The 25342-nt window shown below is 73.2% G+C and carries 25 protein-coding genes and 1 tRNA gene; 8 read left to right on the forward strand and 18 right to left on the reverse strand.

Going from position 1 to position 25342, the window contains the following annotated elements; translation table 11 throughout:
- Positions 1 to 26: 26 nt before the first annotated feature.
- On the forward strand, positions 27 to 1457 hold the full coding sequence (locus tag JOF41_RS31700) for an ATP-grasp domain-containing protein (protein ID WP_189221377.1): 1431 nt from the start codon (positions 27 to 29) through the stop codon (positions 1455 to 1457).
- On the opposite strand, the gene JOF41_RS31705 is transcribed toward JOF41_RS31700, so the two are convergent.
- Positions 1447 to 2214 (reverse strand): hypothetical protein, encoded by a 768-nt coding sequence (locus JOF41_RS31705; protein WP_189221376.1) that lies wholly within the window; start codon positions 2212 to 2214, stop codon positions 1447 to 1449. The two genes, JOF41_RS31700 and JOF41_RS31705, sit on opposite strands and share 11 nt — an antisense overlap.
- Before the next feature lie 82 nt (positions 2215 to 2296).
- Between JOF41_RS31705 and JOF41_RS31710 the strand changes: the two genes are divergently transcribed.
- From JOF41_RS31710 to JOF41_RS31720, 3 genes are all read left to right on the forward strand, one after another.
- Entirely contained in the window at positions 2297 to 3511 is a 1215-nt protein-coding gene (locus tag JOF41_RS31710) for a DNA cytosine methyltransferase (protein WP_189221375.1), read from the forward strand.
- Between the two features lie 378 nt (positions 3512 to 3889).
- The gene (locus tag JOF41_RS31715; protein WP_209623562.1) at positions 3890 to 5119 is read left to right on the forward strand and encodes a thioester domain-containing protein; all 1230 of its coding nucleotides are present in this window, start codon (positions 3890 to 3892) and stop codon (positions 5117 to 5119) included.
- Between the two features lie 114 nt (positions 5120 to 5233).
- Complete coding sequence (locus tag JOF41_RS31720) at positions 5234 to 5857, forward strand: putative glycolipid-binding domain-containing protein (protein ID WP_189221373.1); 624 nt, start codon at positions 5234 to 5236, stop codon at positions 5855 to 5857.
- 410 nt (positions 5858 to 6267) lie between these two features.
- Here JOF41_RS31720 and JOF41_RS31725 read toward each other — a convergent pair whose 3' ends face one another.
- From JOF41_RS31725 to JOF41_RS31745, 5 genes are all read right to left on the reverse strand, one after another.
- A complete protein-coding gene (locus JOF41_RS31725) occupies positions 6268 to 7455 on the reverse strand; it encodes a thiolase family protein (protein WP_189221372.1) in 1188 nt (395 codons plus the stop codon).
- Positions 7456 to 7467: 12 nt separating this feature from the next.
- Entirely contained in the window at positions 7468 to 9279 is a 1812-nt protein-coding gene (locus tag JOF41_RS31730; protein ID WP_209623563.1) for a hypothetical protein, read from the reverse strand.
- A gap of 123 nt (positions 9280 to 9402) precedes the next feature.
- Complete coding sequence (locus tag JOF41_RS31735) at positions 9403 to 11124, reverse strand: fibronectin type III domain-containing protein (protein ID WP_209623564.1); 1722 nt, start codon at positions 11122 to 11124, stop codon at positions 9403 to 9405.
- Positions 11125 to 11148: 24 nt separating this feature from the next.
- Positions 11149 to 12105 carry a prephenate dehydrogenase gene (locus JOF41_RS31740; RefSeq protein WP_189221369.1) on the reverse strand — a complete coding sequence of 319 codons (957 nt, stop codon included), beginning with the start codon at positions 12103 to 12105 and terminating at the stop codon, positions 11149 to 11151.
- A gap of 83 nt (positions 12106 to 12188) precedes the next feature.
- Entirely contained in the window at positions 12189 to 13424 is a 1236-nt protein-coding gene (locus JOF41_RS31745; protein WP_209623565.1) for a M20 metallopeptidase family protein, read from the reverse strand.
- An 89-nt stretch (positions 13425 to 13513) separates the two neighbouring features.
- On the opposite strand from JOF41_RS31745, the gene JOF41_RS31750 reads away from it, so the two are divergent.
- The 4 genes from JOF41_RS31750 (at position 13514) to JOF41_RS31765 (ending at position 15206) form a co-directional block, all read left to right on the forward strand.
- Positions 13514 to 14002 carry a tRNA adenosine deaminase-associated protein gene (locus tag JOF41_RS31750; protein ID WP_189221367.1) on the forward strand — a complete coding sequence of 163 codons (489 nt, stop codon included), beginning with the start codon at positions 13514 to 13516 and terminating at the stop codon, positions 14000 to 14002.
- Positions 14003 to 14013: 11 nt separating this feature from the next.
- On the forward strand, positions 14014 to 14448 hold the full coding sequence (locus tag JOF41_RS31755) for a nucleoside deaminase (RefSeq protein WP_189221743.1): 435 nt from the start codon (positions 14014 to 14016) through the stop codon (positions 14446 to 14448).
- Positions 14449 to 14504: 56 nt separating this feature from the next.
- Entirely contained in the window at positions 14505 to 15077 is a 573-nt protein-coding gene (locus JOF41_RS31760) for an RNA polymerase sigma factor (RefSeq protein WP_209623566.1), read from the forward strand.
- 44 nt (positions 15078 to 15121) lie between these two features.
- A tRNA-Ser gene (locus JOF41_RS31765) sits at positions 15122 to 15206 on the forward strand.
- Positions 15207 to 15284: 78 nt separating this feature from the next.
- Here JOF41_RS31765 and JOF41_RS31770 read toward each other — a convergent pair.
- From JOF41_RS31770 to JOF41_RS31825, 12 genes are all read right to left on the reverse strand, one after another.
- The gene (locus JOF41_RS31770; RefSeq protein WP_209623567.1) at positions 15285 to 16550 is read right to left on the reverse strand and encodes a tyrosine-type recombinase/integrase; all 1266 of its coding nucleotides are present in this window, start codon (positions 16548 to 16550) and stop codon (positions 15285 to 15287) included.
- 9 nt (positions 16551 to 16559) lie between these two features.
- Positions 16560 to 16775 carry an excisionase family DNA-binding protein gene (locus tag JOF41_RS31775; RefSeq protein WP_244989744.1) on the reverse strand — a complete coding sequence of 72 codons (216 nt, stop codon included), beginning with the start codon at positions 16773 to 16775 and terminating at the stop codon, positions 16560 to 16562.
- Between the two features lie 11 nt (positions 16776 to 16786).
- Entirely contained in the window at positions 16787 to 17887 is a 1101-nt protein-coding gene (locus JOF41_RS31780; RefSeq protein ID WP_372448503.1) for a DUF3631 domain-containing protein, read from the reverse strand.
- Positions 17884 to 18810 (reverse strand): DNA cytosine methyltransferase, encoded by a 927-nt coding sequence (locus tag JOF41_RS31785; protein WP_209623570.1) that lies wholly within the window; start codon positions 18808 to 18810, stop codon positions 17884 to 17886. Before JOF41_RS31785 ends, JOF41_RS31780 begins: the two co-directional genes overlap by 4 nt.
- Complete coding sequence (locus JOF41_RS31790; RefSeq protein ID WP_209623571.1) at positions 18807 to 19172, reverse strand: hypothetical protein; 366 nt, start codon at positions 19170 to 19172, stop codon at positions 18807 to 18809. The genes JOF41_RS31785 and JOF41_RS31790 overlap by 4 nt, the downstream gene beginning before the upstream one ends.
- The gene (locus tag JOF41_RS31795) at positions 19169 to 19741 is read right to left on the reverse strand and encodes a hypothetical protein (protein WP_209623572.1); all 573 of its coding nucleotides are present in this window, start codon (positions 19739 to 19741) and stop codon (positions 19169 to 19171) included. Before JOF41_RS31795 ends, JOF41_RS31790 begins: the two co-directional genes overlap by 4 nt.
- 163 nt (positions 19742 to 19904) lie before the next feature.
- Entirely contained in the window at positions 19905 to 20969 is a 1065-nt protein-coding gene (locus tag JOF41_RS31800; RefSeq protein ID WP_209623573.1) for a hypothetical protein, read from the reverse strand.
- A gap of 1 nt (position 20970) precedes the next feature.
- Entirely contained in the window at positions 20971 to 21294 is a 324-nt protein-coding gene (locus JOF41_RS31805; protein WP_307867586.1) for a hypothetical protein, read from the reverse strand.
- A 152-nt stretch (positions 21295 to 21446) separates the two neighbouring features.
- Positions 21447 to 23669 (reverse strand): P-loop NTPase family protein, encoded by a 2223-nt coding sequence (locus JOF41_RS37995; RefSeq protein WP_209623574.1) that lies wholly within the window; start codon positions 23667 to 23669, stop codon positions 21447 to 21449.
- A complete protein-coding gene (locus JOF41_RS31815) occupies positions 23666 to 24880 on the reverse strand; it encodes a hypothetical protein (protein WP_209623575.1) in 1215 nt (404 codons plus the stop codon). Before JOF41_RS31815 ends, JOF41_RS37995 begins: the two co-directional genes overlap by 4 nt.
- On the reverse strand, positions 24877 to 25155 hold the full coding sequence (locus JOF41_RS31820; protein ID WP_209623576.1) for a hypothetical protein: 279 nt from the start codon (positions 25153 to 25155) through the stop codon (positions 24877 to 24879). Before JOF41_RS31820 ends, JOF41_RS31815 begins: the two co-directional genes overlap by 4 nt.
- The gene (locus tag JOF41_RS31825; RefSeq protein WP_209623577.1) at positions 25145 to 25324 is read right to left on the reverse strand and encodes a hypothetical protein; all 180 of its coding nucleotides are present in this window, start codon (positions 25322 to 25324) and stop codon (positions 25145 to 25147) included. Before JOF41_RS31825 ends, JOF41_RS31820 begins: the two co-directional genes overlap by 11 nt.
- Positions 25325 to 25342 lie beyond the last annotated feature (18 nt).

Consider the following 25342-nt stretch of genomic DNA (forward strand, 5'->3'; position numbering starts at 1 on the left):
GCTTCTCGTAAAGCGAGTCCTCGGCGATGGATCATGTCCTTTCCGCGCTTCGAGCGCGCCTCGGCACGTTGTTCGGCGACCGCCTGGTCGTCCTGGCGGGCGGCACGCGGCTGAGCAGCCGCGTCCAGGAGCTGCACCAGCTCGGCGCCCGACATGCGCTCGTGCTCTCCACGGACGACCACGCGCCGCTGCACGACTCGGAGGTGGCCCGCTGGGTGCCGCTGGGCATCGGCGGCGGGTTCGTCGCGACCGAGCAGAACCGGCTGACCCGGATGCTGACCTCGCCCGACCGCCGCGTCCGCGAGCTGCTGGACGAGTTCGACCCGGCGGGCCGGGCGCTGGTGATCAGCACCCCCTATGCCCAGGTGCCCGAGTTCGCGGGCAGGCCGGTGCTCAACGCCCGCCGCCCCGAGTGGGTGGACCTGGAGAACAAGACCACCATCGACGCGCTGTGGGACGAGCTGTCCGCGCCGCGCGCCCCCGCCGAGGTGCTGGGCCTGGACCTCGACGGGCTGTGGGAGGCCACCCTGCGGCTGGACCGGGGCGCGGGCGTGGTCTGGTCCGGCGACGGCCCGGCGATCAACGGCGGCGCGAACTTCGTGCGGCGGGTGCGCGACCGGGAGGAGGCCGCGGACGCCTTCCGGGTGCTGGCGGCCAAGTGCGAGTTCGTCCGGGTGATGCCGTTCCTGGAGGGCATCCCGGTCAGCGTGCACGGCATCGTGTTCCCGGACGGCACCGCCGTGCTGCGGCCGGTGGAGATGGTGGTGCCGCGCCGCCGGGGCTCCGCCCGGTTCCTCTACGCGGGCTGCGCGTCCTACTACGACCCGCCCGCCCGCATCCGCGAGGAGATGCGCAACCTGGCCCGCCGCGTCGGCGAGCGGCTGCGCGAGACCGTCGGCTACCGCGGCACGTTCACCCTCGACGGCATCGCCACCGCGGACGGGTTCCTGCCCACCGAGATCAACACCCGCTACGGCGGGGCGATGGTGTGCTTCGAGGACGCGCTGCCGCAGCTGCCGCTGGCGCTGGCGCAGGTGGCCCTGGTCGCCGGGCACGACCTGGGCGTGTCGTCGCGGGAGTTCGAGGAGCTGCTGGTGGCCGCGGCGGACGCCTACCGGCACGGCTCGGTGGGCGCGAACGTGCGCGCGGTGCACCCGACCGAGGTCGTCGAGCGGCCGGTGGTGTTCACCGAGTGGGCCTGCCGGTTCGCCCACCCCGAGGAGGTCCCGCAGGGCACCCTGCGGCTGCGCCCCTCGCCCCTGGGCGCCCGCCTGGAGCTGGACCTGGTCGCCGACCAGCTGCCCTTCGGCCGCCCGGCGGCCCCGCTGACCGTGGCCGCCTTCGCGCTGGCCGACCGGGAGTGGGGCACCGCGCTGGGTCCCCTGGAACCCGCCGTGCCGATCCCCGACGACACCCCCATCGCCCCGGTGGTGGAGCTCGACGCCGTCACCGCGTGACCCGCGCCCGCTCCCCGTACACGCTCAGGTAGGCGTAGCGGTAGCCCATCAGCTGGAGGGTGACCTCGTGGGGCTGGTTGGGCGGGTAAGCGCCTTCCTCGTAGTCGCGCAGCACGTCGGGGTGGCCCTGGGCGATGGCGTAGACCCAGCCCTCGTCGGTGGGCCAGCCGTTGACCAGGTGCAGCGCGACGGCGGCGGCGTCGGCCAGCGGCTCGGGGAAGGTGCCCGCGAAGACGATGTCCCGCGCCACGTCGGCGACGTGGCGCGGGACCACTTCGGGCACCGCGACGGCCAGCGCCACCGAGCAGGCCACCCGCGCGCCGCCCAGCGCCTCGAACACCTTGGGGGCGCCCTTGGCCACGGCGTAGCGGGTCTGGGTGATCCAGTCCGGTGGCCGCCGGGGCAGCTCGCGGCCCAGCGGGTTCCACCGCCGCCAGGTGCGCCTGCCGTCCTCGGTGAACCCGGCTCCGGCCAGGGCCAGCGCGGCGAGCAGGAAGATCACCCGGTCGCGGCTGTCCGGGGGGACCTTGTAGCTGGCCCCGAGCTCGACCAGGAACGGCACGGCCCACGCGCTGGCCTCGGAGACGGTGTCCTCGTCCAGCAGCCGCGCGGCCAGCCGGTCGCACGCGCCCTGGTCGCCCTCGGCCGCGCCGCGCAGCTCGTCGTCCACACCGGACCCGCCGGACAGCTCGTGCCACGGCACGTCCTCCAAGCCGCGCAACGGGTCCGGCCGTTGCCAGGCGGGTGGCAGCTCCATGCCGGGCAAGCTACGTGATGCGCCGCCCGACCGGGTCGACCGTGACGAGGTGTCGTCACATGTCCACCGTACGATCACCGCCGTGCGCGGATCCCCCTACAAGGTCGTCGACCTGTTCTCCGGTGCGGGTGGCATGAGCCTCGGCTTCCAGGCGCACCGCGACTTCACCGTGGTCGGCGCCGCCGACGCCCAGGTGGGCAAGCCGTCGTCGCCGCTGGGGTCGTTGCGCTGCAACGGGATCTACCGCGACAACATCGGCGTCGACCCGCTGCAGGTGGACCTGGGCCGGATCGACCCCGGGGTGCTGCGCGAGGTGTGGGGGCTGCGGCGGGGCGAGCTGGACGTGCTGGTGGCCTGCCCGCCGTGCTCGGGGTTCACCCGGATCACCGCGGCCAACCACCTGCGCGACGACCCGCGCAACTCGCTGGTGGGCCGGGTGGCCGCGTTCGTGGCCGAGCTGCGGCCCAAGGTGATGCTGCTGGAGAACGCGCGCGAGCTGGTGAAGGGCAAGCAGCGCCACCACCTGGAGGGCTTGGCCGAGCAGCTGGTCGCGCTCGGCTACGAGGTGGACGCCAGTTCGCACATGCTGTCCCGGTTCGGCCTGCCGCAGCTGCGCGAGCGCGCCGTGGTGGTGGCGGTGGACGGGGGGCTGCCGCTGCGCACGATGGCGGACCTGTGGCGCGGCTGGGAGGTGCGGCCCTCGGCGGTGACCGTGCGGCGGGCGATCGGCAAGCTGCCGCCGGTGGAGGCGGGCCGGGCGCACCCGGAGGACCCGATGCACGTCTCGCCGTCGTTCCGCCGGGACCGGACCATGGACCGGATGCGCGCGATCCCGGCCGACGGCGGCTCGTGGGCGGACCTGGTGGGCTCGCCGGAGACCGAGGTCCTGCTCAACCCGGCGCAGCGCAAGATCATCGAGGCGGGCCGGTGGGGGTCGCACCCCGACGTCTACGGGCGGATGTGGTGGGACGAGCCCGCGCGCACCATCAAGCGGGAGTGCGCGCACGTGGGCAACGGCCGGTACGCCCACCCGGAGCAGCACCGGTTGTGCACGGTGCGGGAGATGGCGCTGCTGCAGGGCTTCCCGCGCCGGTTCCGGTTCGACGTGTCGGTGCTGGGCAACGCCTACCGCCACCTGGGCGACGCGGTGCCGCCGCTGATCTCCTACCAGCTGGCCTCGCTGGTGCGGTGGATGCTGTCCGGGGTGCCGCCCACGGCCAAGGACCTGTGCCTGCCGGGGACCTCGTTGCGGGTGGGGGACATCCGACCGGTGGTGCCCTCCGGGTTGGTCGCCTAGATCACCTTTGTATAACAGTACGATTTCGGATCATGCTCCACTGGTTGGGGAGTGGCCCGGCTCCCCGACGTTGATCTGCGGAAACGCCCTCAGGGAAGGTGGGGTATGTCCAGTTCGCTGAAGTCCGAACTGGACTCCTCGCGGTGGAGTCGTCGGGCCGGAATTCGTCCACAGTGGATGGTGGTAGCGGATTTGCGCAGGTAGAACCGCCGAAAATTGATGGGTTGACCACCGCTGAACGGGGTACCCCAGTCGGATATCGTTCCGCCGATTCCTGTCGATTTGGTGTCGGAGCCCCTGCGCGGAGGCCCACCGAACGGCACGGACCGCCGCCTTGACTACACCAACGGGCTACCCTCGCGAGCCTCAAGGAGACACATGGCATCCCGGAACTTGACGCGGATCGGGGCTGCGATCCTCGGCGCCTCCCTGGCAATGGCGCCCGCCGCCCTGCCCGCGTTCGCGGACACCGTCAAGGTCGAGCCCGACCGCGGTGCGGGCGAGAACGGCCTCACCGTCAACCTGGACGACCGGGGCAAGCACAAGTCCGAGGGCACCAGCCTCATCGGCCTGAAGATCACCGAGGGCGCCGCCGACACCCGCGCCCGCGCCTACTGCGTCGAGCTGCCCACCCCGCTCAAGGACGGCACCCCGCTGTCCGAGGTGCCCTGGGACCAGCACCCGAACGAGCAGACGAAGTTCAAGCAGAACAGCAAGTTCGTCAACTGGATCCTGCACAACAGCTACCCGCAGGTGAAGCCGTCCGTGCTGGGCGAGAAGACCGGCCGGGACGTCGACACCAAGGAGGCCATCGCCGCCACCCAGGCCGCGATCTGGCACTACACCGACGGCGCCGTGCTGCGCGAGGACGCCACCGACAAGGACAAGAAGACCGACGAGGACGTCTTCGCGGTCTACAAGTACTTGACTGGCGCCACCAACACCGGCATCGACCAGGAGCCCAGCCCGACCCTGAGCGTCGCCCCCGAGTCGCTCAGCGGCAAGGCCGGTGAGCTGATCGGCCCGTTCACCGTGACCACCACGGCGGACAAGGTCGTGCTCAAGGCGGACCTGCCCCAGGGCGTCAAGCTGACCGACAAGAACGGCACCGAGCTGGCCACCGCCAAGGAGGGCGAGTTCGCCGCGCAGGCCGACGTCAAGACCGGCGAGGTCTACGTCAGCGTCGCCCAGGGCACCAAGCCCGGCAAGGTCGAGTTCAGCGTCGAGGCCAACGCCGAGCTGCGCCACGGCCGCCTGTTCGTCAGCAGCGACCGGAACAAGAAGACCCAGTCGCTGATCATCGCCACCCCGTCCAAGGTCAAGGTCGAGGTCGGCGCCAAGGCGGACTGGGCCGAGGCCGTGGTGCCGACCACCACCACGACCACCGAGGCGACCACCACCACGACGGCCCCGGCCACCACGACGACCGAGGCGACCACCAGCACGGCGCCCACCACCACGACGACCACCGCGGTCGCCGGTGGCGGTGAGAACGACGACCTGGCCTCGACCGGCGCGTCGATCTTCGTGCCGCTGCTGATCGGCCTGGGCCTGGTCGGCGCCGGTGCCGCCACGATCATCGTGATGCGCCGCCGCAAGACCGCGTAACACCGCGGCACCACCGCGAACGGCCCCCTCGGGAGTCCTGAGGGGGCCGTTTCGCTGTCACTGGGGACGCCGGGAGCCTTCGGGTACCCTGCGTCGGGAGTGCGAAGGAGCACCATGAACTCGTTCAACACGGCTGAGCGGGTCGCCCCCGGCGGGGAGGCCCGCTCTCCTCTCGCGCACATGGTCACGTGGCAGGGCTACGCCGTGCCGCGGCTGGAGCAGGTCCGCGTGCTGGTCTCGGAGCGCAAGCTGCGCGCCTCCGGCAGGCTCGTCGCGGCCGGACCCGAGGAGCAGTTCAGCGGGTCGTTCGAGCTGTCCATCGGCGAGACCGGCGCGGTGTCGCGGCTGCTGCTGCGCTCGGCGACGGTGTCCGAGGAGCGGCACCTCTCGCTGAGCCGGTCCTCCGAGGGCGCGTGGCTGGTCGACCGGGGCCAGGGCGCCGAGCGGGCGGACTTCGACGGGGCCATCGACGTCGACGTGCAGTACGCCGTCATGTTCAACTCCATCCCCATCCGGCGGCTCAACCTGCACCGCGAGCCCGCCGAGCACGAGCTGCCGGTGGTCCACGTCAGCCTGCCCGACCTGTCGGTGCGGCTGGTGCGGCAGAGCTACCGGACCGTGTCGGTGGGGGAGGAGCACTCGGTGGTGTCGTTCACCAGCGGGGAGTTCCAGGAGGACATCACGGTCGACGCCGAGGGCCTGGTGGTCGACTACCCGAGGGTCGCGCAGCGCATCTGATCACCGCATCGGGCGAGCAAACGCTTGCGCGCCCGGTTCCGGTCAACGTCGCGCCTACGGCTCCGCTGACAGCGCGAAGCCCTGGCTCCCGCCGTCCGACGGGCCTACCAGGGCTCACTTCCTCGGTCGAGCGACCTCGGCTGCCACCGAACCCAGCCCACCGCCCCACCTCGTCGAGATCACCTGACTGGGTAGGTGACCACCTGTGTGCGGGGACGGTGAACTCGGGCATCCGCGATCCGGCGAGAGCGCGAGACCAGGGCGCCCGTCGTCCGGCGGGAGCCTGCCCTGGTCCACTTCCTCGACCTAGCGGTCTCGGCTGTCGCCGAATTTAGCCCACTCACCCGCCTCACCGAGATCGCTCGACCGGGCGAATGGCGGTCCGCGAAAGGGGTCGGACGCGACCGGCGTCAGACGCGGACGGCAATGGCCATGCCCTGGCCCACGCCGACGCACGCCGCCGCGATGCCCAGCCCGCCGCCGCGCGCCCGCAGGTGCCTGCACAGGTCGACCACCACGCGCGGCATCGACGCCCCCAGCGGGTGCCCGTACGCGATCGCCCCGCCGTGCACGTTGACCTTCTCCCGGTCCACCTCGGGCAGGTGGTGCAGCACCGACAGCGCCATCGCCGCGAACGCCTCGTTGAGCTCCCACAGGTCGACGTCCTCGGCGGAGACCTTCAGCCGCGCCAGCAGCTTGCGGATCGCGGCCACCGGCGCGAGGGTGAACCGGTGCGGCTCGTCGGCGGTCACCGCGCTGCCCAGCACCTCGCCCAGCGGGGCCAGGCCCAGCTCCGAGGCCACCGCCTCGGTGCCCATCAGGATCGCCGCCGCGCCGTCGTTGAGCGGTGACGAGTTGCCCGCCGTCACCGGGCCGCCTTCGGTGAACGCCGACTTGAGCTTGGCCAGCTTCTCCGCGCTGGTCTCCGGCCGCACCGACTCGTCCCGCCGCACCGCCGTCCCGTCCGGCAGCTGCACCGGGAACGCGAAGCCGTCGTGCACGCCCGCGTCCCACGCCGCCGAGGCGCGGCGGTGCGAGCGCAGCGCGTAGGCGTCCATCCGCTCGCGGGTGATGCCCAGCTCCACCGCCACCTGCTCGGCCGCGCGGCCCAGCGGCACCGTCCAGCGGTCCGGCATCCGCGGGTTCACCAGCCGCCAGCCCAGCGCGGTGGACACCGATTCCATCCGTTCGGGGAACGCCTGATCGGGGCGCGGTACGACGAACGGGGCCCGGCTCATGCCCTCCACGCCGCCCGCGACGAGCAGGTCCGCGTCACCCATGGCCAGCGCCCGCGCCGCCTGCACCACCGCTTCGCCGCCGGAGGCGCACAGCCGGTTGACCGCCACGCCGGGCACGGTCGGCGGCAGGCCCGCCAGCAGCGCGGCCATCCGGCCCACGTCGCGGTTCTCCTCGCCCGCGCCGTTGGTGTTGCCCAGCAGCACGTCGTCCACCCGCGCCGGGTCCAGCGCGGGCTGGTGCCTGCGCAGCAGCTCGGTGATCGGCAGCGCGGCCAGGTCGTCGACGCGCACCCCGGACAGTCCACCGCGGTAGCGGCCGAACGGGGTCCGGGCGGCGTCGAGGATCAGCGGGCGGCGCATGGGGCCATTTTGTCACCGGCCGATGAAGAACGGCACGAAAGCCGAGGTGGGGCGGGTCTCACCGGAACTGCCGAACAGCCGCACCTCGATCATGTGCGGCCCCTCGGCCAGACCGCCGGTGTTCAGCGCCAGCCGGTAGCGCCCGGCCACGCCGGGCCCGTCCGCGTCGGTGGGCACGGCGGCCACCCGGTCGCCGTCCAGCCACAGGGTGAACCCGGCCAGCCCGGCGACGCCCGTGGCGCGCTGGCCCGCCGTGCCGTCCAGCGCCAGGTCCAGCACCAGCCTGCCGGGCCGCACCGGGGTTCCGCCGGACACCGGCTGCCCGGCCGCGTCCAGCACCGCGCCGACGACCCTGGCGGGCGCGGTCTCGGCGGGCGGCAGCGGATCGACCGGCGGGGCGGTCGCGGGCCGCGCGCCGGGGGCCGGGGTGAGCTCCAGGTCCAGGTGGGTGGGCCTGCTGCGGAACGGGGTGGGCACGGCCACCTCCAGCGCGCCGCCCGCCTTCTGCCGCAGCAGGTCCGCGGGCAGGTCGGCGACCAGCGGGTAGCCGGTGTCGGGCCGCCACGGCGTGCCCGGCACGGCGGGGCGCAGCGGCACCGACGCGCCCGCCACCAGCGCGGTGAGCTCCGGCGGCGTCGTCGGCTCCTCGAAGTGCAGCAGGGTCAGCCGCAGCTGCCCGCCCGCCACCCCGTCGACCGGCTCGGTGTCGGCCGTGTCGGGCTGCTCCCCGACCACCACCAGCCGGGGCGGGACCACGGTGGGCGGCGCTTCGGCGCGTGCGCTGTCGAACGCCACGCGGTCCACGTGCACGCGCTGCCCGGTCGGTCCGGACACCGACAGCAGCGCCGTCGCCTCGCGCCACCGGGGCACGACCGGGCTCTCCGCGACCGCCTCGCCGTCCAGCAGCACGCGCACGCCGTCGCGGCGCAGCACCACCTCCCAGCGGTGGGTGATCCCCGGTTCCAGCGCGGGCAGCTCGCGCAGCGCCCGCGTCGACGCGCCTTCGGGGACCAGGACGTCCACGGACGTGCCGCTGCCGCCGGTGGCCACGCGCACCCGCAGGGCGTCGGGCGGCAGCGCCTCGCCGCTGACCGAGGTCACCGGGCCGGGCACCAGGTCCACGGACAGCTCGCCGTCCGCGCCGGGCGCGTCGGTCTCCGCCGCGAACCGGCCCAGCACCTCCGCGTCGTGCAGCGCGAACGGGGTGCGCGAGCGCAGCGTCACCGCGGCCGCCGCGCAGGAGCTGCTGATCACCAGCCTGCGGCCGTCGTCGCCCGCGCCCGGACCGGTCCGGGCGCAACCGGGCGCGGCGGCGACCCGCCAGCGGGTCGGGTCCGGCGCGGTGGGCTGGTCGAACCGCTCCACCAGCCAGTAGTCGTCCAGGGGCTCCTCGCGCGGGGTGCCGGAGGCCCGCACGGGCTCGGAGCGCAGGCCGAAGGCGTCGACCGCGCGCACCTCGACGCGGTGCGCCACCCCGTTCTCCAGGCCGTCCAGCTGCACCGAGGACAGCCCGACCAGCCGGGTGCGGTCCAGCTCCTCGCCCGCGCCCCAGCGGACCTCGTAGCCGGGCGCGTCACCGCTCCACCGCACCCGCAGCCGCTGCCCGCCCGCCTCGACCCGGACCTCCCGGGGCGGCTGCGGCGGTGTGCCCGCGGTGGGCAGCAGCACGCCTTCGGCGGCGAACGGCGCGAGCGAGGTGGGCGGCGGGGCGGACGTGCCGCTCGTGGTGGCGGGGGTGTCGGCCCCGGTGCCGCGCAGGACCGCGACCACGCCGGTGAACAGCACCGCGCCCGCGGCGAGCGCGGCGATCCGTCGACGGTCCATGCCCCCAAGCTAGGTCGCCGGGTGATCGCGGTCACCACCCCGTTGCGCACCCGAGACCTGTGCGAGCCCCGCCGGGTAGTAGGCAGCTGCCCGCTCGGCGCCACCGGGTGGTACTTGCGGGCGCTACAGGGGGCGGATCTGGAAGTCCTCTTCAGCCAGGCGGGTCTCCAGCCGCCGGTCGACCGGCACCGCGCGGACGGCGACCCGGTGACCGCCGGTCGACAGCCCGCCCAGGTCCAGGGTGAACACGTGCCGCCCGCCCACCGCCCCGCCGGTGGGGACGGCGGCGACGCGCTCGCCGTCCAGGTCGACCTCCACGCCGTCGACGGCGGCGATCTCGCCACCGCGCGGCGCGGTCAGCTCGACCACCACCTCGGCCCGGCCGGACCGCTGGGTCACCGCGGTCACGGGCTCGGGCGCGCGCGGACCGGGGGTCTCGCGTTCGAGCAGCCGGGGCAGCGGGCGCACCGCGTCCGGCCCGTCCGACACCACCAGGTGCGACCGCAGCACCCCCACCCCGTCGCCGAGCACCCGGACCTGCGCGCCGCCCGGCGCGGGCAGCGGGAAGTCGGCGTGCACGAGGGTGCCGAACATGTCGGTGCCCACGACCCGCGCGGGCGCCGACCGGTCGCCGAACCGGACGGTGAGCCGGGCGCCCGCCGCGGCCCCGACCGCGGCGACCACCCGCACCGACGTGCCGCCCGCCAGCCGCTCGGCGGGCACGTGGCCCAGTGACACGGCGTCGTCGCCGTCCGGGGTGCCGGGGCCCAGCAGCACCAGCGACGACGCCTCGGCAGGCGCGGGGACGCCGCCCACGCCGAAGCTGTCGACCTGGGTGAACCTGCTGCCGCGGAACGCCAGCCGAGCGCGGGCGGCGGTCCACGGCACGGCCACCGGGGCCGCCGCCACCACCTCGCCGTCGACCAGCGCGACCAGCGCGTCCGGCAGCACCCGCAGCTCCCAGCGGTGCCGCACCCCGCTCACCGGGGGCCGGACCTGGCCGGTCACCGGCACCCGGCGGGTCGTCGCGGGCACGCCCTCGCCGGTGGTGAAACCCGCCGCGCGCTCACCGACGCGCAGGGCGACCGCGCCCGGCGGCAGCGGGTCGGTCAGCGGACCGGAGTCGTGGAACGGCTCGGGCAGCAGCGCCACGACGATCTCGCCCGCGTCGCGGACAGCGCCCAGCCCGGAGGGGCCGTCGGTGGTCAGCACCACCCGCGCCACCGCGCCGTCCGGGTGCGGCGGGGACAGCCGCACCGGCACGTTGGACTGCAGGTCCACCCGGTCGCAGGTGATCCGCAACCGCTTGTCGGCGGCCCCGGTCAGCCCCAGGCAGTCGGCCACGCCGTCGTCGAGCACCCGCCAGCGGCGCGGGGCCAGCGCCTCCGGGCCGTCGAACCGGTCGACCGGGTGCACCAGCGGGTCCGCCCAGCCGGGGTCGTGCGCCAGCCGGGGCACCGCCTCGGCGGTGGCGGGCGCGGAGCGCCTGCCCAGCGGGTCCAGCGCGCGCACCTCGACCCGCACGTCCGCGTTCGGGGGCAGGCCGGTCAGCTCGGTCTCGGTGGCCCGCACCAGCCGCACCCGGTCGGCCCAGCGCACCTCGTAGCCGCCGGTGGCGGTGCCGCGCCAGCCCACCCGCAGACTGGTCAGGTCCAGCGCGGTCAACGCCAGGTCGGTGGGGGTGGCGGGGGAGCCCTCGTCGGTGCTGTGGCCGACGCCCTCGGCGAGGAAGCGCGCGAAGGGCCCGTCGGGCGGTGGCGGCGCGGACTCCTGGCGCAGCACCGCGATGGTGCCGCCGAGCAGGGCGACCCCGGCGGCCACGGCGACGAACCCGCGTCGGTCCACGCCCCGACCCTACGAGATCCGCCCCTACGCGGTCTGCGCCCGCACGGTGGTGCCGTCGAACCCGACCACCCGCCCGCCGCGCGACCCCAGGGCGCGCAGCGCCTCCAGCGCCCGAGGCGAACCCAGGTCCACGGTCACCTCGGTCAGCTCGGCGCGCTGCCGCTCCACCAGCGCCGCGCGAGCCGCATGACCGGCGTCGATGGTCTTGGCCAGGCCGCCGGTGGAGGCCAGCGACCCGCGCGCCGCGCCCAGCCTGCCCAGCGCGTCGTCCACCGCGGCCAGCAGCGCGACCCGGTTGCCCTCGCACATCGCGCGGACCAGCTCCGGGCGGGTGCCCGCCACCCTGGTGCCGTCGCCGAAGGACCCGGCGGCCAGCGCCAGCGCCAGCGGGCCGCCGTCCGCGCCGACGCTGGCCAGCACCGCGGCCAGCAGGTGCGGCAGGTGCGACACGCGCGCCACCGCCGCGTCGTGCTCGGCCGCCGTGGTCGGCACGACGTGCGCACCCGCGTCCAGCGCCAGCCGCAGCACGTCGCCCAGCACCTCCAGGTCCGCGTCGTCCTCGGCGGTGACCACCCACGCCGCGCCCGCGAACAGCCCGGCCTCGCCCGCCGCCCAGCCCGAGTCCGCGCTGCCCGCCATCGGGTGCCCGCCGACGTAGCGGGCGCTGGGCGCGCTGCGCCGCACCAGGTCGGCCACCGGCCCCTTCACGCTCACCACGTCGGTCAGCCGCACGTCCGGCGGCAGCCTGCGCAGCACCTCCTCCACGGCGGGCAGCGGCACCGCCAGCACCACCAGCGCGTCGGACTCCCGCGCCCGGCCCAGCGCCTCGGCCAGGTCGACCACGTCGAAGCCGTCCGCGCCCGCCAGCCCGGCGTCCTCGGCCGACGCCGTGGCGCCCCACGCCGTCCGCCCGGCCGCGACCGCGGCGCGCAGCACCGAGCCGCCGATCAACCCCAGTCCGACCACGCACACGTCTCGCACGGGGCACATCCTGCCGGCGGAACCGATCACCGGTGCGGGACGGCGCGGCGCGGGTCCGCACCGCGCCGTCCCGCACGGCCCGCTCAGCGCAGCGCGTCCAGCGCGAACGCCGTGTAGACGATCACGCCGTGCTCCATCGCGGCCTCGTCGAACAGCACGCGGCTGGAGTGGTTCGGCTCGGCCTTCGCCAGTTCCACGCCGCGCGGGCAGGCGCCCAGGAACGCGATCGCGCCGGGCACCTCGCGCAGCACGTAGGAGAAGTCCTCGGCACCCATCAGCGGGTCCTCCATCGGCGCGACCCACCGCGAGCCCAGCGCCGCCGCGGTCACCTCCAGCACGCGCGGGGCGACCACCTCGTCGTTCACCGTCACCGGGTAGCCGGGGACGATCTCCACCCGCGCCGCGCAGCCGTGCGCGGCGGCGACGTGCTGGCAGACCTGCTTGAGCTCCCGGCGCACCAGCTGCCTGGTCTCCTCCGACAGCGTGCGGATGGTGCCCTCCAGCAGCGCCGTCTCCGGGATGATGTTGTTCGTCGTGCCCGCCTTGATGTGGCCGACCGTGACCACCGCCGGGTGGTGCACGCTGACCCGCCGGGCGACCATCGTCTGCAGCGCGCCGACCATCGCCGCGGCGGGCGGCACCGGGTCGATCGCGTCGTGCGGCATCCCGCCGTGACCACCGCGCCCGGTCACCGTCACCTTGAACGTGTCCGCCGACGCCATCGCCGGGCCCGGCCGCGACACCACCACACCCGACTGCAGGGTCGAGGTGATGTGCAGGGCGAACGCCTTCTCCACCGGCGCGCCCGCCGCGCCCAGCAGGCCCTCCTCCAGCATGTACCGCGCGCCGTGGTGGCCCTCCTCGCCGGGCTGGAACATGAACACCACCTGCCCCGACAGCGCGTCGCGGCGCGAGCACAGCAGCCGCGCCGCCGAGGCGAGCATCGCCACGTGCGTGTCGTGGCCGCAGGCGTGCATCGACCCCTCCACCTCGGAGGCGTAGGCCAGGCCGGTCTCCTCCCGCAGCGGCAGCGCGTCCATGTCGCCGCGCAGCAGCACGGTCGGCCCCGGCCGCGCCCCGCGCAGCACCGCCACCACCGAGGAGGTCGACTTGCCCGTGGTCACCTCCAGGGGCAGGCCCTCCAGCGCGTGCAGCACGGCGGCCTGCGTCGCGGGCAGGCGCAAGCCCTGCTCGGGGTGCTTGTGCAGCAGTCGCCGCAGGGCCACTGTCCTGGGCTGCAGCGCCCTGGCCGCCTCCACCAGCCCGGTGAAGCGGGGGTCCGACGCGGTGGTCTGCACGTGCGGGAGAGTTGCGCTCATCCATCGATAGTGGCATCCGCCGCACCCCGACGCCCGCGTCCGCGGCCCCCGTGCTACCGGGTGTGGTCCGGTGGCCCTACGGTGTTCACATGGCGGAGCAGGAGCCGGTCAACGGCTTCGCGGTCGCGGTGGTCCGGGAGGACGGCCGCTGGCGGTGCAGCAGGATGGACAGCGCCGCGCTGTCCGAGCTCGACGCGGCCATCACACAGCTGCGTCAACTGCGCTCCACCGGGGCGGTCTTCGGACTGCTGGCGGTGGACGACGAGTTCTTCATCATCCTCAGACCGGTGCCGGGCGGCGTGTCGCTGCTGCTGTCCGACGCGGCCGCGGCGCTGGACTACGACATCGCCGCCGACGTGCTCGACCTCCTGCGGGTGGACCCGCCCGACGAGGAGGACGACGAGCTGTGGCCGGAGGGCGACCTGGCGGTGCTGGCCGATCTCGGGATGCCGCAGCACGAGCTGCAGGTCATCGTGGACGAGGTGGACCTCTACCCGGACGAGCAGCTGCAGATGATCGCGCAGCGGTGCGGCTTCGGCGAGGAGTTCACCAAGCTGCTGGACACCATCCAGGCGTGACCGACGAGGAGATGGTCTCCGCGGCCGTCCAAGCCGCCCGCCTGGCCCCGGAGACCGGCGACATCCCCATCGGCGCGGTCGTGTTCGGCCCCGACGGCGCGGAGCTGGCCCGCGCCTGCAACGCCAGGGAAGCCCTCGGCGACCCCACCGCGCACGCCGAGGTGCTGGCCCTGCGCCAGGCCGCCGCGGTGTTCGGCGACAGCTGGCGGCTGACCGGCTGCACCCTCGCGGTCACCGTGGAACCGTGCACCATGTGCGCGGGCGCGCTGGTGCTGGCGCGGGTGTCGCGGGTGGTGTTCGGCGCGTGGGAACCCCGCACCGGCGCGGTGGGCTCGCTGTGGGACGTGGTGCGCGACCGCAGGCTCAACCACCGGCCCGAGGTGGTCGGCGGGGTGCTGGAAGAGCGCTGCGCGGCACTGATGAAGGACTTCTTCGCCGAGCTGTGAGCCGCACCCGCACGGGTGATGCCGTCGCACGGCGCTCCCGTGCGCCCGCTGCCACGATGAGCCGGGTGGAGATCGCGGACGCCGAGCTGGTCAGCAGCGCCGTCCGAGGTGACCGCGCCGCGTTCGAGCTGCTGGTGGACCGGTTCTCCGGGCGGGTGCTCGGCATGGCGCTGCGGATGCTGGGCGACCGCGCGGACGCCGAGGACGTGACCCAGGAGGTGTTCGTCACGGCCTGGTGCGGGCTGTCCGCCCTGACCGAGCCCGCCGCCGTGCGCACCTGGCTGTTCCGGGTGGCGCACCGGCAGTGCCTGGCCGTGCTGCGCAGCCGCGCGGGCAGGCGCACCGACCCCGCCGCCGAACTGCCCGACTGGGGCGCCACCCCGGTCGGCGCGGGCGTCGTCCCGCGCGACCCCGAGCGCAGCGCCGAGGCGCTCGCGGCGCTGGAGGCGCTGTGGCGGGCGCTGCGCGGCCTGCCCTCGGCGCAGCGCGCCGTGTGGCTGCTGGCCGAGCTGGACGGCCTGTCCTACGCCGAGATCGCGGACGCGCTCGGCACCACCGAGGAGTCCGTCCGGGGCCGCCTGGCCAGGGCCCGCCACCAGCTCGCGGCGACCATGCGCGCGTGGCGGTGACCCCCGGTTAGGGGACCTGGCGGCGGTCTTGTATTGTTCTCGGCGGTGGCGTGTCCGAGCGGCCGAAGGAGCACGCCTCGAAAGCGTGTGAGGTGCAAGCCTCCGTGGGTTCAAATCCCACCGCCACCGCAGGTCAGAGCCCCGCTCACCGTTCAGGTGAGCGGGGCTCTCTGCATCTAGTCTCAGTTGTCGTCTCAGTTGTGGCCGCTAGGCCGGTATCGGCGCGCTGGTCGTGCCTGCGTCATCGTCCGGTTCGTCGGCCGCATCCGTGGGCCTCCACAGCAGCCCACCGACCCGCTGAGCCACGTCCCGCCGGATCGCGGCCGTGATGTGCTGATACCTGGCAGCCATCGCGGTGTTCGACCAGCCCATGATGCCCATCACCGTCCGGTCGGGGACGCCCAGCAGCAGGAGCACCGTCGCGGCCGTGTGGCGCGCGTCGTGCAACCGGCCGTCCGGCACCTTGGCCACGTCCAACAGCCGTTTCCACTCGGTGTAGTCCGTACGCGGGTTGAGCGGCCCACCGGTCGGTGTGGTGAACACGTAGCCGCTGTCTGTCCAGAGCTGCCCGGCGCGCTCCCGCTCCCGTTCCTGCGCGCCCTTGTGCTGCCTCAGCAGCGTCACCAGTTCATCGGGTAGCCCGATGCCCCTCGTGCCTGCCTTGGACTTCGTACCGGCCGTTTCACGGCGCAACGGAACCCGTTGCGGGCAGTGGCCACCGAACTTGCGTCCGCACGGGTCGGCGCACCCGTGCTTCCACCGTGGCCGCAAGCGGCTACGGCGCACGCTCAGCGTGCCGACCTCCAAATCCACATCCGTCCACCGCAGCCCCAACGCCTCACCCTGCCGCAGACCCAACGCGAGCGCGACAGCCCATCGCGCGCTGTTGCGCCGTTCCTGCGCGGCTTCCAACAGCCGTTTCACCTCATCCACCGAGTACGGCTCCACCTCGATTTCCTCGATCTTCGGCGCACGGGCCAGCAGTGCCGGATTCTCGGTGATGTGCCTCCGCCGCACCGCGATGTTCAGCGCTGCCCGGATGGTGCGGTGCACCTGGTGAACACGGCCGGACTTCGCGCCGTCCCGCGCCATCTTCCGGTAGAGCTTTTCCAGGTGTTCCGGTTCGAGCTTGTCAATCCGGTGCTTGCCGATACCGGGCACGAGGTGCACCCGCACGGCCACTTCGTACGCGCTGTAGGCGTTCTCGGTGATCGCGGGCGGTGCGACGATGTTTTCCAACCAGTGGTTAAGCCACTGCTCCACCGTCCACGCCTTGCCGGTCTTGCGGACCTTGCCCGCGTCCCGCTCCTGTTCGAGCCTGGCGACCTTCCGTGCGACTTCGGTGCGGGTCTTGGCCTGTACGTGGCGACGGTCCGGACTGCCGTCATCCTTGGTGCCGACCGTCACGCGGCCGTGCCAATAACCGTCTTTACCTTCGTAGATCGAGGATTCCCCGTTGGACCTGCGTCCCATGTCGTCCCCCTAAGCGACTTCCGGGTTGGGCGTGGCGCTGCTGAGCTTGTGGACGTAGCGGGTGAGCGCGTCCAGCGGAATCCGACGCAGGCGGCCGATCAGCACCGACTCGACTTCGCCACTGCTGACGAGCGAGTACATGAGCGTCCGGCCGATGTTGAGCCGCTCGGCTGCCTGCTCCACCGTCAACACGATGTACTCGACAGAGGCGGTGTTGTTGTCCATGTCAGAGCCTCCTAAGCAGCGGTGGGCACTTCGGCGGGCAGGTAACGAGCCCATGCGTCTCCGAGTCCGTTCGGTCCGTCAATGACGTAGCCTTTGAACGCCTTGCCGCCGTTTTTGTACGCGGTGACCTTGACGCCGTAGGCGTTGAGTTCGGTGGCGAGTTGACGCGCGTTGATCGGTTTGCCGTAGAAGTCGCCCCAGGGTGCTTCTTCCATGCTGTGCAGGACGGCGAGGATTTCCACGGTGCTCATGCGCGTGACGCCACGATCGGTGAAGACGGTGCGCAGGTCCGCCAGCAGTCGAATCCGGTCGGAGGTCGGGTTGGTCTGCGCGGCGGTCACGAAGTGCAGGCACGCAGCACGTGCGGTTGTCGGCCAGTGGTCACCGGCCGCGTCCGCGATGGCCAACAGCGGCTCCCAGATTTCGGCAGCTCGGTCGGTGACCCCGGTGGGCATGTCGGGGTAGGCCGCGCCGACCTGTTCGCCCACCGACTCCATCCACGCGGCCAGCGCTTCCCGGATCGGTGTGGATTCCGCCTCTGCCTTGCGCTCACGGAACGACTCGACCTGCTCATCGGGACGACGGCGGCGCATGTGGATGGTGATGGCGCGGGTGGTGATGGTGTCGGGCATACGTCCGGCGATTCCGGCCAGCACGGCCGGGGCGTAGACCGGGAAGCGCTCGATCACCATGTTCCCCGCGTCGCCCTTGCAGCGGGCCACCATCGCGGAACGCTTGTATCCGGCGTTGACCAGCGCGCGGAGGTCTTCATTTCCGCCACCCTTGTTGTCGAAGATGGCGTCTACCTCATCGAACAGGATGGTGATGGGACCGGCACCGACCATGCGGAACAGCGCGGCGGGAGTGGCTGAGAACGTCATCTCAGGCTGCTTGACCAGGAACCGCGCCACCTCCAGGACACGGGTTTTGCCCGATCCAGGTTCGGCGCTGGACAGGATGAGCCGGGGCGTGATGTAGAAGTGTTCGGCTGCCCAGGTGTGGGCGTACCAGAGGGCCAGCATCGGGGCGCAGTGCTCGTCTGGGAAGGCGTTGAACCGGGACAGGAACGCTTGAACCCGGTCCAGGACTTCCGCCCCGTTGTGCGTGCTCATGCGGCGGTTCCTTTCGTGCGTTCGCGGTAGGCGGCCTGTCGGCAGGCGTGGGAGCAGTGGCGGGGCCATCGGCCGGTGGCGGGGCGGACGAGTTCGGCACCGCAGCGGCACAAGCGCGTGGTGGGCGGGGTGGGTGACGCAAGCCCTGAGCTCAGGGCTTGCGTCACGTCGTGACGCTTTGCACCGGTGTCCGGTGTCGCCGACCCGGCGGCGCGATCGGCGCGTGACGGTTGCGCCCTGGTCTCTTGCGTCACCGGTCGGGCGAGGTCGCGTGCGTACCTCATGAGCTGTGCGCCGATCCAGAACGTGTAGGCCGGTGGGATCGCTTGAGTGAGGTTGGGCCAGGGCATCCAGTCGATGCCCATCGCGGCGCGGCCCACGTCGGCCGGGGTGCCGCGTGACGGTTCCCCCTCGACGTCGAGGGGTTTTTGTCCCGTGCGTTGGCCGTAGGAGCCGTAGACCGGCACGGCGGGTGCACCTCGGTCGTGGTGGCAGGCGGTGCCGAACAGGGGAAGGTTGGACTCGAACAGCCGGTGGCGGCGCACCCCCAACCGCAGCGTCTCACCGCAGATGGTGATCGGGCTGGTCAGCGGTGCGCCGGGGACGTTCTCGATGACGTAGCCCCAGACCTGCCCACGAGCTACCGCGTCGCGCAGCCGCTGCCTGATCGGCTCGATCAGGTCGGGGTGCTCGCCGCGCCGGTCCTCCGGGGTGGCCTGCGAGAACCGCTGGCACGGTGGGGATGCCGCGATCACGTCATAGCCGCTCAGGTCCACGGTCAGGGCGTCGGCCTGGATGAACGGGAACGGGTAGTGCGGTTGCGGCGTGATGTCCACGCCGGTCACGTCGAACCCGGCGGCGTGGTACCCGGCCGACGCGCCTCCGGCGCAGCAGAACAGGTCCAGCAGTCGGGGGCGGCTCATGCGCTGGCCTCCTGCTCTGGCGTGACGGGCCAGCGGACCCGTGTCGGTTCCCCGGCGGCCTTCTCCTCGGGGGTCAGGTACTCGCGGCCTGCCCACTGCTGCCACTGCTCGGGCACGACGTAGGTCCACACCCGCGCGTCGCCGTGGCGGTGGGTCACCATCGGGTTGGGGTTGGTGGCGTAGCGCTCGGTGGGCAGGTAGCAGCGGCAGGATCCGCACGGGTGGATGCGCGGGTAACCGCCGCGTCGGCTGGCGGAGCGCAGCGCCAACCAGTCCGCGTAGTGGAACCAGCGGCGGTGCATCGGTCCGCCTTCCAGGGCGACCAGGGGTGTGCGGGGGTCGGCGAGGTGCGGCGCGCTCATGCGGCCACCGCCAACCGCGTGGTGCCGTCGTGACGGGTGCAGCGCACCCACGAGGTGTCCGGCAGGCGAGCGGCCAGCTCGCCGGTCAGCGGGTGGACGAACCGCACGACCGCACCGCATCCGGGGTGTCCACACGGGAGGTCGCTGACGAGCTTGCGCTTGGCAGATAGGCAAAACGGCGGGTGCCCGACGATGTGGGGCAGTTGCTCCGGTGCGGTGGCGGTGGCCCGTGCGCGTTCCCGGTGGCCGCTCTGGGCGTCGGCCCAGTCCTCGGCGACCCGGCGGGCGATGGCGTGCGGGGTGGATTCCTCCAGTCGTGCCAGCGCGGCCAGCACCACAGCGGCGGGCTTGCGCGGGTCGGAGTCGGCCAGCGCGGTCCACTCCGGGCTTCCGGCGCGGGGGATGAGGCTGTGCGGGCCGGTGAGCGGTCGGCGTGGCGCAGCGGCGTAGGCACGGGTCAGCAGCGGCTCAGCCCAGCGGCGCACGGCGTCGAGGTCGAACCCCGGTGGGCGGTTCCACGGACGCACACCGTCCGGATCGCAGAACGAGCGGCGGGTGTTGGTGCTCATGACCATTCTCCTGTCACGTCTTGTTGCAGCACGAGGGCGTGCGGAGGGGGACCACCCGCGCGTCTGGTTGGTCGACGGGTGGTCGGTGGTCTTGTCCGGCACCAACGGCAGGGACGGGCACGGGTGGTCACGTCCCTGCCGTGGTCAGCCGAAACGGGCGCGGTTAGCGGATGCGCTTGCCGTTGATCCAGACCTGTCCGTCTCCGGTGTGGACGGTGCCGAGGTTGATCCCGATCTGTTGGGACACGTGCTGGTCGCCGCTGGCGATGTTGGTCGTGCGCGCGGACTCGCCCGGCTTCTCGTCCTGGCGTGCCTGCTCGGCGGCTTCCTGCGCGTGCCGGATCGTGCGGTGCAGCTTGCGGATGAACTCGCCGGGACCGTCCGCGCTGGCCGGGTCGGGCCGGTGGTCGGTGCTGCCGGTCACGTCGTGCTGACTGCCCACGTGCGCACCGGGAGCGGCGTAGTTGACGTTGTGGATGGTGAAGCCCTGCCCGGCCGTCTGCCCGCGCTCGCGCTGGTCGGGCCGGTCGTGTTCGCGCCGACTGCCGCCGTGGTGGCCGTGGTGGCCGTGGTGGTCCTGGCGGACGCCGTTGACCCACACACCCCCGGTGACCTGTCCGGCCTGCACGATGGGCCGTCCGGCCCGGTCGGTGATGTGCACCGGACCGCTGCTGCTGCCGTCGTGGTGGTCGTGCGGCGCGGGGGCGGGGCGCGGGGTGGTCACGTCCCTGCGGCGAACAGGGCGTCCGTCCGGTCCGAGGGTGACCAGCCCAGCCCGCACGAACGCGCGCACGCCCTCGGGCACGTCCTCGGGCACCGGAGGGTTGGCGGCGTGGTCGGTGGGGCGACGGTTGTGGATGGTGACCGGGCCGGTGATCGTGTCTGCCTGCACCGCGTCGGGACCGATGGTGCCGTGAACGGTGTTGGTGACCATGCCGTCCGGCGAGGTCCATGTGTGGGTGGTGCGCTCGTTCTGCTGCTGGTCGCCGGTCACGTCCCTGTCGTGACCTGGGATGTTGTGCTCGCGCATGGCGTTGTCCTTGGCGTGTTGGTGGGCGGCGCGGGCGGCGTCGAGTCGTTGCCGCGCGGCGGCGATGGCGTCGGCGTCCCCGCTGCTCTTGGCCTTGCGGAGTGCGGCACGGGCGCGGGAGACGGCTTTGCGGGTGGTCTGGGTGGCGCGGCTGCTGTGGGCGCTGCCGGGGCAGCGGCGACCGTGGGCGCGGCACATGTCACGTCCCCCGGTTGTGCTGGGAGTTGTGGCCGCGCCGGTTGCGGCGGTTACGGGCCAGCGCGTTCCACGCCTTGCGGCCGGTGCGCAGCCGCATCCCTTCGCCGTGGCAGCGGCGGCAGGGCCGGTAGGCGCGGGTGAGCGGGGCGCGGTGGTGGCCGCTGCCCTGGCAGGAGCGGCAGCGCTTGAACGGGTAGGCCGCGTACAGGCCGAGGTGGACCACGACCAGCAGCGCCAGGCCGACCACGCCGACCGGCTTGACGGACGGATTGTCACTGAGCGTTAACAGAGTGAGGATGATGAACGCGACGCGTGAGGGGGTCACGAGGTGGCCTTTCAGGCTGTTTCGGGGTGTGCGGCACCCACGCCGCTAGGAACTAGGGCGCTGATCAGCGATGAGGTGAGGCGCTAGCGGGGGCGCTAGGTCTAGCGGGGTCGGGTGCTAGACCCAGCGCCGTCCCGCCGGGAGTGCGGCGGCTACTTTCCGTCGCGCTCCGTGATCGCCGCTGTGATGTGGTCGCGGTCGACTCCGCGCCGGTTGGCTCCCTTGCCGGTGGCGGGGTCGGTGCCCCACACCTGCACGGTGGCGATGCCGTAGGGCTTGAGCGCGGCCGTGAGGTGCTTGGCCTTGTCCTTGCCGTCCTGGTCGGCCCACGTCCCGTAGACGGCCGGTCGCAGCTCCGCCAGGCGGTCCACGATGGACTCCGACCATGCCTTGTCGGCGCTGCCCATCGCGGTCAGCACGTCGGGCAGCAGCGTGTCCGTGGTGGTCTCGGTGACCTCGACGTCCAGCCCGGCCGCGTAGCCGGACAGCAACCCGGCGGCGGTGCGCAGGGCACGGGCCTTGGCCGCGATGGCCTCCGCGCCGGGGCCGTCGATGTAGACGCCCTTGACCGTGGTGGTCTCGTCGGTGACGCCCTTGAGCAACCCGATTCCCTTGTCACTAAAGGAGAACTGGGTAGCGCGCTCACCGTTGCGGTAGCTGCTGGTGCCCAACACCATGTCGTTAGCCATCTGCCCGGTGACCTTGAGGCAGAACCGCAACACCGCGTTGTCGCTGATCGGTGTGGGGATGGACTTGGAGTCCGGCCGCTGCGTGGCCAGGATCAGCACGATCCCCGTCGCGGGACCGCGCTTCACGAGGTCGGTGCAGATCTCCTCGATCTCCTTGCCGTGCTCGGGGTGCTCGAACCACACCTGGCATTCGTCCACGCCGATCACGATCGGGTGCAGCCGCAGCGACCGCTTGGAGGCGAGTTCGCTGGTGACCTTGTTTTCCGGGCACAGGTCCTTGGGCAGCTCCCGGATCACCTTGGTGCGGCGCCGCATCTCCTCGCGCAGCGCCCGCAGGTCGGTCAGCGCGTACTCGATGTCCTCCGCGTCGTCCCCGGCCCGGTAGCGGTGCGACACGACCCCCAGCGGTGACAGGTCGCCGGTGCCCTTGAGGTCGTAGGTGTGCAGCTGCGCGCGGGGGTCCAGCGCGGCGATGAGCAGCAGCTCCCGCAGCGTGAACGTCTTGCCCATGCGCGGGATCGCGCCGACGATCCCGGCGACGAACATCAGCACGATCTCGACCCACCGGCCGCGTACGTCGGTGCCGAACGGCTGAGACTTGAACAGGTCGATCGGCTTGCCCGAGCGCAGCGGCCAGGCGGGTTGCTTGGCCTTGGACATGTCCCGGTCACCCACCCACAGCACGAGCTGACCGGGGTGACCGTCGGTGGCCTGTTCGGGCCATACACAGCCCAGCGCCCGGCCCAGACCTGAGGCCAACCGCTCCCGCTTCTCGATCACGTCAGCGGCCGTGACACCACCGGGCAACTCGATGTCCGCGCGCCAGCCGGGTCCGTCCCGGTGGATGGGGGAGGTGAACCCGATCGCGTGCGGGTTCTTCGACATAGGCCCGTTGATCCCGGCAATGCCCAGCGAGGTCAGCGCCCGGACCACCATGTCCGAGGTGAGCTTGGCCGCTTGCGGGCCGACCACCGCGCGCCCGGCAACCGGCTTGTCTGCCGGGGTGCCGAGCTTGCCGAGAATGCCGAGCGCAACCATGCCGCAGACCCAGGTGACCCACCCCGGCGTCACGCCCGGCAGCACCATGAACAGCACCACCCCCAGGGTGGAGCCGACCAGCAGCAGCAGCGTGCGCAGCCGGACCCGCGCGTTGCGCTCGGCCACGAGCTTGAGGTACCTCTCGGCCTCACCCGCGTTGGCCATCGCGCGGCGCAGCGGACGCCCTTCCGCGTCGGAGACCCACCGGCCGGTCGCGGCCAGCAGCAACACCGCACCCTGAGGGGATCGCGCGGCCAGCCGCAGCAGGTACAGCGGAGCGCGCACCGCGTGGTAGCCGGTGGCGTGCGCGTAGTGCCGCCCGATCCACCCGGCGGTCTGCCGCGCTTCGGACAGGGTGCGCAGGTAGCCGGGGATGATCGGCAACCGCTGCGTCTCCCGCAGCCGGGTCACCCAGTCCGCGTCACTGCTGCTGCCCGGCTGGTCGACCGGCACCACCGGCCGATCGGCAGCGGCAGCGTCGTCCTCGACCAATTCCGCGTCGAGCACGGGCGACGCCGGTTCCACCGCGGCACCGACCGGCGCGGTGGGTGGTGCGTCGGCGGTGGGCAGTCGGTACACCTTGCCGCCCGCGTCGGACCCGTCCGGTCGCTCGTCCGGCAGCCCTCCGGTCACGGTCGTGGTGCTCATGCCGTCACCGCCTGTCGGGTGTCGCCCTCGTCGGGGCCGTCGTTGCGGGAGGGGAACAGGGCACGGTGTACGGCGGCGGCGTCCTCGGAGCGACAGCGCAGGAACTTGCGCACCTCGGTCTGCGAGGGCCGCTCCGGGAGCCTGCCGCCGTCGATGGCGGCGCGGGTGCGACCGATGTAGCGCGCGATCTTCGCGGCGTCGGGCGCGGCGGGCGTTTCTGCATTTCCCGACCGGTGCGCGCGGGACGGCGCACCGGTGGTCGGGGTGGTGTCTGGCCGGTCGGCCGGGGTCGGCGCGGCGGTGGACGCGGTGCGGGCGGCGCGCGGTGCGGGCAGCGCCGGGAGCGCGGTCAGGTATTCGCCGATCTCGGCTGCCAGGGCGTCACCGATGCCGCCGTCGCCGTCGGTGGTGACGGGCAGTCCGGCCACGGTGGTGGGCACCAGGCGCACGCGGCCGAACCGGCGGCGCAGCTCGACCAGGCCGGGGCGGTGCACGAGGGTGACGGTGCCGTCGGCGGCCAGCTCGGCGGCGGCCTGCCGTAGGGCGGCGCGACGCACCTCGTGCACGCGCTTGGCGGCCAGGCGCTGCAACCGGTCGGCCGCGCGCTGCTCACGAGTCCGGCGCGGCGGGGCAGTGGTGGCGGTGTCCACAAGCTGGTGAACCACAACCCCGCCGATGGCGACGATGGCCATCACAACGCCGTCGGTGACGGTGCCGCCATCGGCGGTGAGGCCGTGCAGGAACGCCAGCGTCGCCGACACCGCAGCGGAGAACCACAGCCCGATCAACAGCCGACGCACGGGGCGACCGGTGCGGCGGGCGGTGGCCAGGGCGAACGCGAACGCCCACATCGCCGCTTCGCTGTAGAGCGGCATCGTCCAGCCCGGCGCGCCGTACAGCTCGTGGCCGAACCCGGCGATGGCCGACCAGGCCAGCAGCGCCGGAACGAAGATGACCGGCACGAACAACAGGTCGACCGTGTGCGCCGACACCCACCCGACAGCGGCCTTGGCGGTCTTGACGCGCCGGTCACGGGCGGCGTCCCTGGCCGCCCGCGCCAGCTCGGCGGCAGCGGCCTTGTCGGCGCGCTTGCGCTCGGCACGCGCGGCCTCATCGGCGCGACGCTGCTCGAACAGCATCGCTTTGTCGGCGCGCTCGCGCTCGGCACGCGCGGCCTGATCGGCGCGGCGGTTCTCGGCCCACGTGCTCATCGCGCGACCTCCTGACGGTGCAGCCGCACAGTGCGGGAATCGGAGGTCAGGCAGGGCGGCAGCGCGGCGGCGAACACGGCCAGCGCCAGCAGCGTCACCAGCCCGGCAGCGCCGACGCTGACCAGCAGCCAGGCACCGGCCAGCAGCACAACGGCGGCCAGCACCAGCCGCCACACCAGCACCGCCAGCAGCAGCGCGGCGAGGGTCAGCAGCAGGAACGGCACCGGCACCGGCACGGCCAACACCAGAGCGGAGGCGATCAGCTCACTGGTCATCGGACACCCCCGCGCGCTGACGGGCGGTCAGCCGGAAGTGGTCGCGCTGCCAGGCCGGGGCGGACTCCCAGGACCGGCCGGGGTGGGTGCGCTCGAACTCGGCGCGCGCGGTGGGTTCGACCACCGACGCCCCGCTTGGTGCGTTGTGCGATGAGGTCGCGCGGGACATGCTTGTCTTCTCCTGACC

This window comes from Saccharothrix coeruleofusca, from assembly GCF_017876325.1.
In the GTDB taxonomy this organism is placed as follows: Bacteria; Actinomycetota; Actinomycetes; order Mycobacteriales; family Pseudonocardiaceae; genus Actinosynnema; species Actinosynnema coeruleofuscum.